The organism is Pseudonocardia sp. ICBG601 (genome assembly GCF_020496245.1).
Genome location: NZ_JAHLJA010000029.1, coordinates 20432 through 33157, shown reverse-complemented (window position 1 = coordinate 33157; position 12726 = coordinate 20432). Strand labels below are relative to the sequence as shown.

21 protein-coding genes are annotated in these 12726 nt (G+C 66.8%); 1 reads left to right on the top strand and 20 read right to left on the bottom strand.

The window, feature by feature from the left end; translation table 11 throughout:
• The 18 genes from KPL57_RS10775 to KPL57_RS10695 all read right to left on the bottom strand — a co-directional run.
• On the bottom strand, positions 1-497 hold a 497-nt coding region (locus tag KPL57_RS10775), incomplete at its 3' end, for a hypothetical protein (protein ID WP_226351486.1).
• A 36-nt stretch (positions 498-533) separates the two neighbouring features.
• On the bottom strand, positions 534-821 hold the full coding sequence (locus KPL57_RS10770) for a tape measure protein (protein ID WP_226351487.1): 288 nt from the start codon (positions 819-821) through the stop codon (positions 534-536).
• Between the two features lie 15 nt (positions 822-836).
• Positions 837-1607 carry a hypothetical protein gene (locus KPL57_RS10765; RefSeq protein WP_226351485.1) on the bottom strand — a complete coding sequence of 257 codons (771 nt, stop codon included), beginning with the start codon at positions 1605-1607 and terminating at the stop codon, positions 837-839.
• A 6-nt stretch (positions 1608-1613) separates the two neighbouring features.
• Positions 1614-1952: a hypothetical protein gene (locus KPL57_RS10760; RefSeq protein ID WP_226351484.1), complete on the bottom strand. Its 339-nt coding sequence runs from the start codon at positions 1950-1952 to the stop codon at positions 1614-1616.
• 116 nt (positions 1953-2068) lie between these two features.
• Complete coding sequence (locus KPL57_RS10755) at positions 2069-2368, bottom strand: hypothetical protein (protein WP_226351483.1); 300 nt, start codon at positions 2366-2368, stop codon at positions 2069-2071.
• Positions 2368-3126: a hypothetical protein gene (locus tag KPL57_RS10750; RefSeq protein WP_226351482.1), complete on the bottom strand. Its 759-nt coding sequence runs from the start codon at positions 3124-3126 to the stop codon at positions 2368-2370. The genes KPL57_RS10755 and KPL57_RS10750 overlap by 1 nt, the downstream gene beginning before the upstream one ends.
• A complete protein-coding gene (locus KPL57_RS10745; protein WP_226351481.1) occupies positions 3119-3523 on the bottom strand; it encodes a hypothetical protein in 405 nt (134 codons plus the stop codon). The genes KPL57_RS10750 and KPL57_RS10745 overlap by 8 nt, the downstream gene beginning before the upstream one ends.
• On the bottom strand, positions 3520-3795 hold the full coding sequence (locus KPL57_RS10740) for an HK97 gp10 family phage protein (protein ID WP_226351480.1): 276 nt from the start codon (positions 3793-3795) through the stop codon (positions 3520-3522). The genes KPL57_RS10745 and KPL57_RS10740 overlap by 4 nt, the downstream gene beginning before the upstream one ends.
• A 24-nt stretch (positions 3796-3819) precedes the next feature.
• A complete protein-coding gene (locus KPL57_RS10735; RefSeq protein WP_226351479.1) occupies positions 3820-4128 on the bottom strand; it encodes a hypothetical protein in 309 nt (102 codons plus the stop codon).
• 8 nt (positions 4129-4136) lie between these two features.
• Positions 4137-4556, bottom strand: coding sequence for a Gp19/Gp15/Gp42 family protein (locus KPL57_RS10730; protein ID WP_226351478.1), 420 nt, complete (start codon positions 4554-4556; stop codon positions 4137-4139).
• Between the two features lie 127 nt (positions 4557-4683).
• Positions 4684-5598 carry a phage major capsid protein gene (locus KPL57_RS10725; RefSeq protein WP_226351477.1) on the bottom strand — a complete coding sequence of 305 codons (915 nt, stop codon included), beginning with the start codon at positions 5596-5598 and terminating at the stop codon, positions 4684-4686.
• Positions 5599-5607: 9 nt separating this feature from the next.
• Positions 5608-5787: a hypothetical protein gene (locus KPL57_RS10720; RefSeq protein ID WP_226351476.1), complete on the bottom strand. Its 180-nt coding sequence runs from the start codon at positions 5785-5787 to the stop codon at positions 5608-5610.
• Between the two features lie 23 nt (positions 5788-5810).
• Entirely contained in the window at positions 5811-6113 is a 303-nt protein-coding gene (locus KPL57_RS10715) for a hypothetical protein (protein ID WP_226351475.1), read from the bottom strand.
• 33 nt (positions 6114-6146) lie between these two features.
• Positions 6147-6281: a hypothetical protein gene (locus KPL57_RS66215; RefSeq protein ID WP_255676110.1), complete on the bottom strand. Its 135-nt coding sequence runs from the start codon at positions 6279-6281 to the stop codon at positions 6147-6149.
• A 112-nt stretch (positions 6282-6393) separates the two neighbouring features.
• Positions 6394-7158: a transposase family protein gene (locus KPL57_RS10710; RefSeq protein ID WP_226351474.1), complete on the bottom strand. Its 765-nt coding sequence runs from the start codon at positions 7156-7158 to the stop codon at positions 6394-6396.
• Between the two features lie 504 nt (positions 7159-7662).
• Positions 7663-7902: a hypothetical protein gene (locus tag KPL57_RS10705; protein WP_226351473.1), complete on the bottom strand. Its 240-nt coding sequence runs from the start codon at positions 7900-7902 to the stop codon at positions 7663-7665.
• Positions 7895-9121: a phage portal protein gene (locus KPL57_RS10700; RefSeq protein WP_226351472.1), complete on the bottom strand. Its 1227-nt coding sequence runs from the start codon at positions 9119-9121 to the stop codon at positions 7895-7897. Before KPL57_RS10700 ends, KPL57_RS10705 begins: the two co-directional genes overlap by 8 nt.
• Before the next feature lie 104 nt (positions 9122-9225).
• Entirely contained in the window at positions 9226-9930 is a 705-nt protein-coding gene (locus KPL57_RS10695) for a hypothetical protein (protein WP_226351471.1), read from the bottom strand.
• 1288 nt (positions 9931-11218) lie between these two features.
• Between KPL57_RS10695 and KPL57_RS10690 the strand changes: the two genes are divergently transcribed.
• Complete coding sequence (locus tag KPL57_RS10690; RefSeq protein ID WP_226351470.1) at positions 11219-12007, top strand: IclR family transcriptional regulator C-terminal domain-containing protein; 789 nt, start codon at positions 11219-11221, stop codon at positions 12005-12007.
• A gap of 15 nt (positions 12008-12022) precedes the next feature.
• Here KPL57_RS10690 and KPL57_RS10685 read toward each other — a convergent pair whose 3' ends face one another.
• Positions 12023-12352, bottom strand: a complete 330-nt coding sequence (locus tag KPL57_RS10685; RefSeq protein ID WP_075333887.1) for a hypothetical protein — start codon at positions 12350-12352, stop codon at positions 12023-12025.
• The gene (locus tag KPL57_RS10680) at positions 12346-12621 is read right to left on the bottom strand and encodes a hypothetical protein (protein WP_226351469.1); all 276 of its coding nucleotides are present in this window, start codon (positions 12619-12621) and stop codon (positions 12346-12348) included. Before KPL57_RS10680 ends, KPL57_RS10685 begins: the two co-directional genes overlap by 7 nt.
• Positions 12622-12726 lie beyond the last annotated feature (105 nt).

The window sequence follows — 12726 nt, the reverse complement described above, 5'->3', positions numbered from 1 at the left end:
TCGTGCGCCGAGAGCCAGTCGCCGAACTCGCCCAGCACGTTCATGAGCGGCCGTAACGCGACCATCGCGGCACCAAACGCGACGCCGAGCCCTACCATGATGCCCCGGAACACCGGAAGCGCGCCCTGGACGAGTCGCGCGACCGCTGACCGGAAGTCCTCGATCGCAGCCGTGACACCCCAGTCGTCAGCGGTCCTCTTGATCTCCCGGAACGTGCCGGGGATTTGCCGGAGCCCGTCACTGACTCTCGCGCCGAGCTGTGCGATCTGTGGCGCCCACCGGTCGGTCATGGGCTCCAGCATCTCGCCGAGCGTTATGCGCACGTTGTCAGTGGCGATCTTCCACTGGTTCTTCATCGATGTACTGGCGCTCTCGGAGCCAGCAATCGTCATCTGGAATGCTTTACTGCTTCCGCTGCCGATCGTGGTCAGCACGTCGTCGATCTTCACGACGCCTTCGGTGACCATCTTCTTGAGCTGTTCGGTCGTGACGCCCATGTGCTCGGCAAGCGAGGCATAGATCGGGACGCCGGTCTAGGACAGCTGCTGAAGGTCCGAGGCGTACACGCGGCCGGAGTTGACCATCCGCAGCAGCGCGTCGTTGGCGCGTTCCATCGCGGACGAGTCGCCGCCAGCATTCGTGATCGAGGCGCCCACATTGCGGAGGACATCTTCGGCCTGCTGGCCCTTGACGCCCATGTAGGCGAGCTGCTGGCTCGCTTTCGCGTAGGCCTGGTACTCGATCGGTGAGTTCGACGAGAGCCGCTTCAACCGCTCCATCATGTCCCCGGCGTCCTGCGCGGACCCGTAGAGTCCCGTCAGCGTCAGCCGCGTGTTCTAGATGTCCTGTGCGGCCTGTAGTGCGCTGGAGCCGAGGCTTCCGAGTCCCACGGCGGCTGCGAGCCCACCGGCCCTCCGTGCGACACCTCGCAGTGGAGTGTCGATGCCGTTCTGGATCGATGCACCAATCGACTGGGCCGTTGCACGGATAGAGGTTCCCACGCGGGCGAACGTGGAGCCGAGTCCGCCAATCGCGCGGCGACTGACACCGCCGAGTGTGCCCATGCGCCCGGAGAACGCCGATGACGCCGCGCCGAGCTGTGTGAACCCGGCATGGAAGTTCCGCAACGGTTGCGCTGCGGCCTCGAACGCGCGGCGACTGAGCCCGCCCAACGAGCCCATGCGACCGGTCAACGCCGATGCGGCACCATCGGCGCTACGGAAGCCCGCGTGGAAGTTCCGTAGCGGTGCCGACGTGCTGTCGAGTGCCCGGCGCGTCGTCGCACCGAACTGGTGCATGCGCGCCGCGACACCGTTCGCCGTCGACTCCACGCGTTGAAAGCCCGCCGCGAACTGCGCTACGGCTGCCGACGCACGTGGCATCTGCGCTGCGAACGCCTGCGCCACGCGCACGGACGCACGCGCCGCATGGCTCTGCACGCTGTCGAACGCGCGACGCATGCCGACGACCATGCGATCGGTCGCGACCCGCATGGGTACACGCACCGGCTGGAGCTTCGCAGCGGTCAGATCACGGCGGACCTGACGTTGGAAGCCGCGCACATCGGGTACCACGCGGACACTGACCTGGGCGGTCGTGAGCGCCACTGTCGTTCACCTTCCTGGTGTAAGCACTGCTGAGAGCGCATCGAGCTGTTGACGTGACCGACGACGCTCAAGCCGGTCGAACGCGGTCTCCGGTCTCGGCATGAATCGGGTCGACGGCGCCCGACCGCTCTCGGAGTTCACCGCGACCACCGTCGTGCGCAGCGACAGCAACAGGTCCGCGATGTCGGTCAACCGCGCAAGCACCGGGTCATAGCCCCGGTAGCTCGGCGCCACGCGATCAGCGTCGGCGTCGCCCTGAACGCCCATGCGTTCGGCGTACTCGTCGTCATCGAGCATCGCGGCTTTGAACGAGCCGTGCTCCGGCAGCCGCGCGCTGAGCCGCACGAGTTTGCTCCACCGGTGTTCGCCACGGAACCAGTCCAGAAGATCGAGCCCCAGCTCATGGTGCAGGTCGTATTCCAGCTCGGGTCCGTAGCGGTCGATGAGCTCCCAGCAGCGGATCAGTTTCCCATGTCGTCGAGACCCAGATCGCGCATCACGTCGGTGACGAGAGCTTGTAGCGCGGTGATCGGCTCATCCCCGGCGACCCGGCGCAGCTTCGCACCGTTCTCGTCGCCGAAGAGCACGTCGATCTGGGACCACTGGTCGTTCGCGTCCAGCGTCGACAACCGCTCCATCGCCGTCGACGACGGCACATACACGCGCACGACGCCCTCAGCGCCGAGATCGACCTCGGAGTACTTCTCGCGGGACTCGCGGACATAGGCGTCCCATGACCTGCGCTCAGACCTGCTGCTCATCACTTCGTCGGCCCGGGCTTGGCGGCGTCATCATCGGAACCGGAACCGGAACCGTTGCCACCTCGCGGCGGCTTCGGCGCAGGCTCAGGCGACGGCGACGGCGACGGCGAGTCTCCGCTGAAGTCCATGTCGGCGGCCCTCGACTCAAAGCCGGGCCCCGCGAGCACCTGCCGGAAGCTGTACTTGAGGTCCTGGTCCACGGTGGCAGACCACGTCAGTGGATACGTCAGCGCGTCCTCATCCGACCAGGTCAGCTCGCCGTACTCGGAGATCGTCGCGCGCGGCAGCACGTTGATCACGTAGAACGCGTCGCTCCCGGAGCCGTCGATGCCGATCGCGATCAGGCGCCAGTAACGCGTCGACGGCGCGACCTGACGCGTGTAGCTCAGCTCCCCGTCGACAAGTCGGGCCTCCGACAGGTCCACGTTGTTCGACAGCTCCAGCGTCAGCCGCGAGGTCTCCTGCGCGGTCATCGCGAGCCCGGTGACGTCCTTGGTGATGTCACGGCGCGTGGGCTCCACCGAGCCGTGGGACTCGATGTCGCTGCTGTCGGTGTCACGGGACCACTTGTAGCCGTCCTTCTTCGACACCCAGCCGATCGTGCGGTACTCCGGCGGCAGCTCCTGCAGCGCGCCAGCCACGGTGAACGTCTCCGGCACCGGTGCGCTCATCGGCGCCACCGCGACCACCGCGTCGAGAACCTTGCGAATGTTGCCTGCCTTCGCACGCTTGAGCGTGAGAAGGTCCGTGTCAGCCATGTGAGCTGTCCTCCATGTAGGGACTGCGTCTGCGCAGTCCGAATCGGTAGCTGGAACTCACCGCGCGGATGTCCAGCCGTGGGTCCGAGAGCTGCTGAGCGGGCGTGACGGTCGACGCGGTGTCGATCAACACCGTGTCGACGACGGTCGCGGCACACGCGAGTACCCGCTGCCGTACGAGACCGTCGAGCGCCCATGACTCCGCGCGCGTGGCGCCGTAGCACGTGGTCTCCACGATCGGTGAATCGGTGAGGCCATCGTCGGAGCCGCCGGTCCGGCTCACGCGCACCATCGGCGGTGTGAATCCCTCCGGTGCCTCGGTCACCGTCGGCGCGATGTCGGCGAACAGTGTCACGAGCACCTGTTCGATGTCCGGGAACGGCTCCATGTCGCTCATGCCGACTGCGCTGTACGCCGGAGCCAGAACGAGCCGCGCATACGGCTCGTGCCGAACTCGACTGATGCCGCGTACGGCGCGCTCACCGTGACGTGTGCGACCACGCGGTCGCGCGTGGTGCCGCTGTTGCGTTCGGTGGAGACGTCTACAGAGCCCGCGAGAGCTCCGGTGCGTCGCGGTGCGCTGGCTTGCGCCGATCGCGCGATTCGCCGAGCGACCGCAGCAAGCTCCCGTTCGAGCCTGTCGCTGTTGAGCACCTGCGACAGGTCCACGGAACCTTCATAACGCACGACCTGTCACCCTTCGTATCGTTTTAGCTGCACTACGTAACCGCCGAGTCGTGACGTGAACGGGGACTCCGCACGGGCCGGAACACCGTCCACGTCGAACCAGCTGCCGTCGATGTTGACTTGATCGCCTGCACGGGCCTCCGTGCTCTGTGCGGGCACATAGCACTCGATCCGAGTGCTCGTGCGGTTCTGGCGGCCGTCGGAGTCGTCATGGCTCGACGCGATCCCGATCACCCACGGACTCGTGTCCCAGAACTCGGCGGCCTCCGCGCGGTCGCCGAACGCATCCGGTGGACCCGGTCGACGAAGTTTCACCCGGCGCCTCATGCGAAGTCCCACCACCAGTCAGGTTTCGAGCCACGGCGAACACCGTCGTCGGCTGCACTGATCACCGGCCGGATCGTGAACGCCCCGGTCGCGAGCCCCAGCAGCGCCCACTCGTCTGCGGTGAGCCAGTCGCCGGAGCCCGTCGACGACTGGTCCCGGATCGAGAACGGCCCGATGACCTCGAAACTGCTGGTACCGCCGGTCGGATTACTGATCCGCCGCGCGACGACACTCGCGATCACGTAGTTGACTCGGTCGGCGAAACCGGCCTCACGCGCCACGCGGTCATCGAGGTCCGGTATCCGCGCCCGCAAGCGTGCTTCGGTCATGGCGATCATGCGCGCGGCGAACTCGCGCTCGGTGTCGGCGAGCTCCCGCATGAGCAGCGTCTCGACGTCAGCGACCGTCGCGTGCATTCCGTCGGCCTCCCGCAGGTCGATGACCCCAGATGGAATCCGGTGGTCGTACCGGTCGCGACTCCGGTGGAGTCGGCTCCGCTGGTTCCGGTGTCGGCTCCACCGGGACCGCGATCAGCTCCGGTGCTTAGGCCTGCTCCGGGTCCTTGGCGGGCTTACGACCGCCGCTGGCAGCAGCAGGCTTTGCCTTGTCGCCGCTGGTCGCGAGTTCCCACGCGACGAACGCGGTCGGGTCGTTGACGTACCAGCCGAAGGTGCACTCGGCGAGCACCGCGACCTGGTTCGTCTCCCACATCGAGACTCCACGCACGACCGCCTGGTCCGAGACCTTGATCCGGATCGCGTCGGCGAACCCGTAGGCGAACTGGGAGAAGTCCCCGCCGATCAGCTTCACGTCGGTACCGGCGTTGTTCCCGATACGACCGGAGACCGCCTTGCCGAACGCCACCGGCAGGCCCAGGAAGCTTCCGACCTGCGCGGTCAGGTTCACCGGGCCCTTGGACTCGACCCCGGTGGCATATGCCAGGTTCCCGAGCCGGTCGCGTGCTGTGGCGAGCTTCGCACGGAACTGCGGGTGCGCGGCAAAGCCGGTGAAGTCGAAATTCTTCTGCTCCGCCGACACGATCAGGTCGTAGCCGGTGAGAATCTGCTCCACGAGACTGTCGGTCGCGTTGACCTGCAGCTTATGGTCGTCGGGGATCGAGCCGATCACGGAGCCGTTGGCGTCGGTGCCCTGGATCGGCTCACCGGTCAGCGAGTTACGGTTGTGGAACGCCGCGAGCTCCACCGCGCGGGAGATCGCGCCGGACAGCTTACCTGCAAGCTCGCTGTAGAGCCCGTCCGGATTCGCCCGCAGGAACTCCTCCGACACGGGCACGATCGTCGCGAACTTCACCGGCGAGAACGTACGCTCCTCACCGTAGGCGAAACCCGACAGCGGCTTGAGGTGACCCTCACGCTCGACGAGCTTCGTGCCGACGCCGACCTGACCGGCCTCGGGATTCGTCGACGCCCGCCGGATCACGTTCTCTCGGATCGACACCGGGATCTGCTATCCCAGGGACAGCAGCGACGAGTTCTCCGCGACCTTGGTGAAGATGTCGCCCGAGACCTCCTTCGGCAGTAGATGCTCTGGCGTGTCCGGGCGCCCGAGGCGTCCCTGACCGTGCGCGATGTCGTCGGTGAACCGGGGATCGATGGGCGCGCCAGAGGCGACATTCACCGGGGCCATAGTCTTCGTCCTTCGTGTAGTGGTCAGTCCCGCCCTAGCTGCGCCTGAATCAAGTCGCGGAGCTGGTTCGCGGGATCAAGTGGTGCAGCATCGCGACGGTTACCGCGACCCTGCGAGTGGTCGACACCGTGCGCGGTGGACCCAGTCGGCGCCGGACGTGTCTGCGTGAACATCCGTGCGAGTTCCACCGCGTCGGCCGTGATCTCGGCGGCATCGGTGCCGCGCAGTCTCGACGCGAAGTCCTCCACGTTCTCCAGCGGCACGCCTGCGTTCACCGTGGCCCGGTAGCGCAGATGCTCCAGTTGGGCCGTGTTCAGCGCCTCCACGTGCTGCGCGTTCTGCTCGGTGAGCTGCTGGTTCTACGCGGTCAGCGCGTTCTCGGAGCTTCGCCGTCGGGCACACTCGTCGCGCACCGCGCGGAGCTCCTTACGCCAGTGCTCGGGAAGTTCCTCGAACTTGAGCTCGGCCGTGGCGCCAGTGTCGGTGTCTGTCATGGGTCCTCCTGGGGCCTCATGCGGCTCGCCGGGAGCCGTCGGTAGCCAGTGAGCGCCGGAACGCGGTCACTGCTGAGGCACCCGTGGTGCCTCGAGGCTTATTCAGGCTCCGTCAGGTAAGTGCGTAGAAGATGAGTCCGATGACTGCCGAGATCGTCGTTTTAAATGTGGCGTAGGGTCGGCGGTAGTCTGTGTGGAGAACTTTCCACGTTTTGATATGGGCGATGACTCGCTCGATGGTGGCGCGTGTGCGGTTGAGGCTCTTGTTGAATGTTTTCTGCCAGTCGAGAAGTTCCCGGCCGGGTTGTTTTTTGAACGGGGTGAGCATGCCGCGCCCGATGTAGCCTTTATCGCCGATCGGTGGGTATGTGGCGAGGTGGTCGAGGGCGCCGGATTGGTCGAGGCAATGTAGGTCGTGTCGGGAGCCTGGGGTCGGGTCGGAGATCCACGACAGCTGCCCTTCCAGGGTGGCTGCGACCTGGACGACGACGCCGGTGGTGCGATGCTTGCCCGACCACAGACCTGGTACGGCGGTCCATGACCAGCAGGGCAGTAGGGTTCCGTCGATGATGTACTGCCGATCGGCACGAAGCTCCTCCGCCGTCGGAACGACACTCCGCAGTGCCTGCGCCAGCAACGGTGTCACCCCCGCGATCGCTCGACTGACCGTCGACTGCGACACCCCGTAGGTTTCCGCCAACTCCCACTGCACACGATTCCCGCGCAGATACGCCAACGTGATCACCACCGACCAGAACAATCCCAGAATCGGCGGCCAAGGCCGTCGCAGGCCAGTCGCGTTCCGCTGATCCTGCTCATGCACCAGAGCGGCAAGATCCTGAATCTCATCACGCCGAAAGCCAGTGGTATAGTACATACTGCGACAACCCGTTCATCTTGGATTGATTCGGCAAATTAATCTTCGCGATGGACGGGCTGTCGCCCAACCCGACACGCCGGGCTAGATCGTTATTTCACGGGCCCTGAATAAGCCTCCTCGTGTGGAATCGATCCACTGCTGCTCTGCGCGCATGAACTCTGCGCGACCTGGAAATGAATGTTTCGTGAACACCGGTACGACGACGCAATCACAGTGATTGTGGAAACTCGTCATGGCTCCCGCGCTGACAGCCGACCGGTACACGGGCCCACGGCTGATCAACATCAGGCAAAACGCACACGACGACGTGCCGCCGCTGGTGCGCGCGAAGCCGAGCGCGGCCCGATCTGTGTGCGTCAGGTCCATGACTCGCAACCGTGGCGCAGCACGTGTGTGTCGAGTCACGGTCGCTACCGCGTGTGGCAACGACGTGAACCGGTGCCCCGGCCGCAGACCCACACGCGCGAGACCCGACGCGAGCGCCGAAGAGCCATAGCGCCGCTACGGTAAGCTGACATGCGACCGCGCGCCGACGTGAACGTCACGTTGACTCTGGTAGAACTCGTCCGCCAGGTGCTCCAGCACCCGACGGGCGCCGAGCACCGTGGACTCCAACGCGCCCGCGACCGCGACGACATCAGACTCGACCGGCTCCGCATCCAACAGCGGCGTCAACACCGACGCTGCTGCCACACTCACACGAGCCGCGACGACGTTCTGGGACCGCTTGAACTCACTCAACCGCACCGCGTGGAGCTTCCTCGCGCGGTGGCGGCACCAACGACTCAAGTACCTGCTGCAACGGATCACCCGACATCAGCGACCGGTACAAGGCCCGCTTGTCCGCGTCATAGCCGAGTTCCAGCCACGCGCCTTCCACCGGCAGAATCCGCGACTGCACGAGCTTCACGACCGCATCAGCTTTCGCCGCCACCGTGGGCGTCGACGCATCCGACCACGTCGTCGACACCGGTAACTGTGCACCCGCGACCAGCCGCAACGCGATGTCACTGACCTGCGACCACGCGGAGCCGAACCCAGACTGCTTACGTTCAGCACGCTTGACATGCCGCGACTCGCCCGAGCGGATCGCATCGGCAGAACTCGGATTCCCGTTCGGCGAAATCCCCAGATAGTGCACCGGTAGGCCCGTCAACGACGACACGACCTTGCCGTACAGCTCAATCGTCTTCGTGAAGTTCTCAAGGCTTGCCCCGTCGAGCTGCACCACGCGGGCCTCAGCGTTGCTCAGCGCGTTCAACCGGCCGAGATAGCCCTCCCACACCGGGATCGGCTCGCCGGTTTCCGCGTCCACGAAGTCATCGCGCGATGCACCGATCACGTACCTCGACGGCACCGCCAGTGTCTCCGACGCCGCCGACAGATTAGTCGCCGTCCGACACACCGCGTCCACGATGGTCATCACGTCTTTCATCTCGGTCTCACCGAACCAGTCGGTGACCCGAGACCTGTTGACCACCGGCACGACCGGCACGACACCCAACCGGTGTTCGTCCTCGTCCACGAGATGCCAGCGCGCATGACGCTGCTGGTAGCTTCTCGTGACGTTCGGCCCATACAACGTCACGAACAGCTCGCCGGTCTCCGGCTCAATGTAACGGCGCAGAGCCGCCCGCAAGTGACGCCCGAACTGGTCGAACTCCACCGTAAGCGCCTCGGAAGACTCCACCGTATAACGCGGCACCGACGGCTCGTCCGGATCACGGCCGACGACCACAAACGCGATGCCTTGCACGAGAGCTTCCGTGTGCGCCGCATCGGAGGCAACCACCATGTCGTTGCGCTTCCACCACGACCACAGCAGCTCATCGGCGCCCGGATCACCCGTGCGGAAACCGCTGACATCGAGTCGTTCGGCTAACGCGTCCACCGTGGTCCGGCACCAGTTCACCACCGTCTGAAGCGACTGCATTTCCGGCGGCGTCGCAAGACCCAGCATCGCCAGGCGCTACGAGCCTCGATAATAGCGGTCCCGCGTCCGCCGCTTCCACTAGAGGCTGCTGCCCGTCGCGAGCAACCGCTCGATCAGCTCCACATCCGGCATCACCGAAACACCACTACCTTTGAGCCCTGAGATCGCCGTGTGTACGCGTCGGACTCCAACACCGATCGGCGCATGAGTCGTGCGAGTACCAACGACACCGCACCATCGATCTTACGGTCCCGGTGACCGCGCCCCAGCGACACGTATTCTCGATACGGGCGGCGCTGAGCGTTGACCACATGCGTCGTCAACAGCGGGTCCCCGACATGCGGGCACGACTTGTTCGCGATGTCGTCTGCGACGAGTTCTGCGGCCCGCGCGACATCGAGCTTCAACGCGCGCATGTCGAAACCAATCAGGTGCTTCGCCGACGCATCAAGCCACAGCCGATCGCCGTACGCGGTCGGCCAGTCCACCAACACGCGACCTTCCAACGGATGTACGTCCGCAGCGAACGCGCGGACCTGAAACCGATCGAATGCGTCCGCGACAGCCGCGTCGAGCGCCGCCACGTCCAGGTCCCGATGCATCGTCGCTGGGTCCCACGTGAATAGCGGCTGTGCGAGCCCGTCCGACAGTCGACAGCCGATAAGGACCGTGGCGTCTTCGGTGAGCGCCGGGTCTAGAGCCAGCACGATCTCGTCGCCATCGACGATTCGATCGTCACACGCGTTGGCGTCCCAGTCCTGTTTCGAAACCCATGAACTCAGGTCCGACACGATCAGATTCCCGAATTCGCGCATGGAGCTCGCCACGGGTTTCATCGGCGCCATGATCTTTGACAGAACCTACGACTGGTTCACCCACGGACACTCATCGTAAATGTATGCCAGTGTCCGTTCGATCGACGCCGGGTCCGACCAATCGGTGTCTGCGGATGCCTCCCGCGACCAATACAACAGCGGACGCTCGTTCACTGTAGCACCAGTGCGTTCGTTAAGCCAGCTATCGTAGATGTCTTCCGCGACGGAGCCCGAGCCCGGTGACCATGTGTTCATGAGTGCGAGCACCCGGGAACCGTCGACCTTCGTCGCGTTGTCGTCAATGGTCTCCCACAAGCGTCGACCACCGTTGGACACCGTCCACTCGGAACACTCGTCCGCGATGACCAATGTCGGGCGAGAGCCGCGAATCGTGGCAGCCCGCGAGGAGACCACGGTGATTTTGCCACCGGCTACGTTACGGGCCCCCGGCGAGAAGATGTGCTTCTTGCCGGGGTCCAGATCGTAGTTCTTGACGAGTTCTGTGCCGCGCGCGTTCCAGCCCGCAACATAGTTGAACGTGTTCTAAGTCTGGCTCTCCGAGACCGCCGCGATCTGAATCAGTGGCATCGACTGCCGTCGACCCAGGAGCTCACCGCAGCGGTTCCGAGACTGGAACCCATTGAATCGCACGGGCCCCGTGAGTTCCACGGTCGCGAGCCAGGCTCCCAGCGGAGACTTCAGCGAGCCGCGCGCGAGCCTAATCGCGCCGCCACGGTAGTAGAACTCTCCGTCGTCGCGTAGCCGGTACCAGTGGCAAATGAACGCGTACTACGACCGCGTGGGTACGAACAAAGCGCCCGCAGACTTGCCGTCGAGGACCCGGAGACCGTTCTCCAGGGACCACCTCACGATCGCGGGACCCAGTGTCGCAAACATGTCAGGTTCGTACGGTGGCAGCGTGTCGGTTCCGACGAGGGGCTCGATCATCAGGGGTCTCTCCGGTGCGGTAGGGTGCTCTGACCTGGGACTTTGGCAGACGTGTGTGATGACCATCATGATTCGGGAACACCAGTGCGGCGACGACCCCGTAGAGGAGGAAGTCGTACCACTCGACGACGGCGCCGACGAACGAGCCGGCAGCGGCACGCCGTGCTCCGGCCGGTGCGCCCGGCAGCTGGGCTGATGACACCTGTGTCATGACCTTCTCCTGTACGCGTCCTTGCGTTGTGCGCTGTGCGCACACTCGTGTGCCGTGCGCACAACCGTACGGCGCGCCGAGCACTGGTCGCAAGACCGGGGCGCTTCCGGCCCGCCGGTAGGGTCGGGCGTCCGACGGGAGAGGGGTCCGATGACGGCGGAGCCGGCCGGCCAGGAACGCCACTTCGTGCGGGCGGTGGAGCGGGCGTTCCGGGTGGTCCGCGCGTTCGGGCCGGACACGCCGTCGATGACGCTGAGCGAGGTCGCGTCCCGCACCGACCTGGACCGGGCGACGGCCCGGCGACTGCTGCTGACGCTCGTCGACCTCGGCTACGCGCGCCGCTCCGGGCGGGACCGCTTCGAGCTGACGCCGCGGGTGCTGGAGCTCGGCTACGCCTACCTGTCCGGGCTGTCGCTGGTCGACGTCGCGCTGCCGCACCTGCAGGCGATGTCCTACGAGCTGCGGGAGACCGCGTCGCTCACCGAGCTCGACGGACCGGACGTCGTGTACCTGGCCCTGGCGCAGAGCTCCCGGCTGAGCAGGCTGCGCATCACCGTCGGCACCCGGTACGAGGCGTGGGCGACGTCGATGGGCCGGGTGCTGCTGGCCGGCCTGCCCGACGACGAGCTCGACGCGCACCTGGCGTCGGTGACGGTGCAGCGGCGCACCGACCACACGGTGCGCGACGTGGCGGCCCTGCGCGAGGCGGTCGTCGCCGCGCGGGAGCAGGGCTGGGCGCTGGTGGAACAGGAGCTCGAGGACGGCCTGCGGGGGATCGCCGCGCCGGTGCGGAACCGGTCGGGGCGGGTGATCGCCGCGGTCAACGTGTCCACCCACGTCGGCGTGGCCTCACGGGAGGAGCTGACCGGGCGGCACCTGCCGCGCCTGCTGGAGGCCGCCGCGGGGATCGAGGCGGACCTGGTGGCCTCGGACCTCTGAGGCCGTTCCGCCTGCTCAGCGCTCGTACGGGCCGGCGAGCGAGGGGGCCACGGGACCGCGGCGGTCGGTGACGCGCGTCCCGGTGAGACCGGGCAGCCGCATGCCGGGGACGGCGTCCTCCGCCCGGGTCGCGTCGCGCGCGGCCTCGTCGGCCAGCCGGCCCACCTCGCGCCCGACGAGGTCGAGCCGGGCCGTCACCGCCTCGCCGGCCGGGTCGTCCCACGCGGCGGCGACGGCGGCGCGGATCCCGGCGAGCAGACCGGCGGTGTCGTCGAGCCGGTCCACCAGCGCCCGCAGGGCTGTCGCCTGGTCCGCGGCGCCGGCGTCCGGGCCGCCGGTCAGCACGGTCCCGCCCCGCCGGGGCCGGGCCGGGGGTCGGGAACGTCCCGGAACGCGGTGGCCGCGGCGGTGTCCACCACCCGGGCGGTGGCCGCGGCGCGCCGGGCCGCGTCGGCCAGCGACGCCAGCTCGTCCGCGACCCGCCGCAGCCGGACCGCGCGGTCCCCGTCACCGGGGCCGGTCGCGGGGGCCTCGGTCAGCCCGGCAGCCAGGTCCGCCAGCCCGCGGGCCGCGCGGTCCAGCGCATCGGGGTCCCGCCGCACGTCCGGTCGCATCGCCCCAGCATGGCGACGGGCCCGCGCCGGCAGGCCCGGACGCGCGGATCCGGTTCGCCATCGCGAACCGGTGTCGCGGCAGGCCGCACGGACGACGTCGGGGCC

What these genes read in the sequence shown, in the direction of transcription:
- KPL57_RS10755 (WP_226351483.1), bottom strand. Translation starts at nt 2,368, where the DNA reads ATGAGCAGCAGGTCTGAGCGCAGGTCATGGGACGCCTATGTCCGCGAG.
- KPL57_RS10695 (WP_226351471.1), bottom strand. Translation starts at nt 9,930, where the DNA reads ATGAAACCCGTGGCGAGCTCCATGCGCGAATTCGGGAATCTGATCGTG.
- KPL57_RS10730 (WP_226351478.1), bottom strand. Translation starts at nt 4,556, where the DNA reads ATGCACGCGACGGTCGCTGACGTCGAGACGCTGCTCATGCGGGAGCTC.
- KPL57_RS10710 (WP_226351474.1), bottom strand. Translation starts at nt 7,158, where the DNA reads ATGTACTATACCACTGGCTTTCGGCGTGATGAGATTCAGGATCTTGCC.
- KPL57_RS10745 (WP_226351481.1), bottom strand. Translation starts at nt 3,523, where the DNA reads ATGAGCGACATGGAGCCGTTCCCGGACATCGAACAGGTGCTCGTGACA.
- KPL57_RS10690 (WP_226351470.1), top strand. Translation starts at nt 11,219, where the DNA reads ATGACGGCGGAGCCGGCCGGCCAGGAACGCCACTTCGTGCGGGCGGTG.
- KPL57_RS10680 (WP_226351469.1), bottom strand. Translation starts at nt 12,621, where the DNA reads ATGCGACCGGACGTGCGGCGGGACCCCGATGCGCTGGACCGCGCGGCC.
- KPL57_RS10700 (WP_226351472.1), bottom strand. Translation starts at nt 9,121, where the DNA reads ATGCTGGGTCTTGCGACGCCGCCGGAAATGCAGTCGCTTCAGACGGTG.
- KPL57_RS10720 (WP_226351476.1), bottom strand. Translation starts at nt 5,787, where the DNA reads ATGGCCCCGGTGAATGTCGCCTCTGGCGCGCCCATCGATCCCCGGTTC.
- KPL57_RS10750 (WP_226351482.1), bottom strand. Translation starts at nt 3,126, where the DNA reads ATGGCTGACACGGACCTTCTCACGCTCAAGCGTGCGAAGGCAGGCAAC.
- KPL57_RS66215 (WP_255676110.1), bottom strand. Translation starts at nt 6,281, where the DNA reads ATGACAGACACCGACACTGGCGCCACGGCCGAGCTCAAGTTCGAGGAA.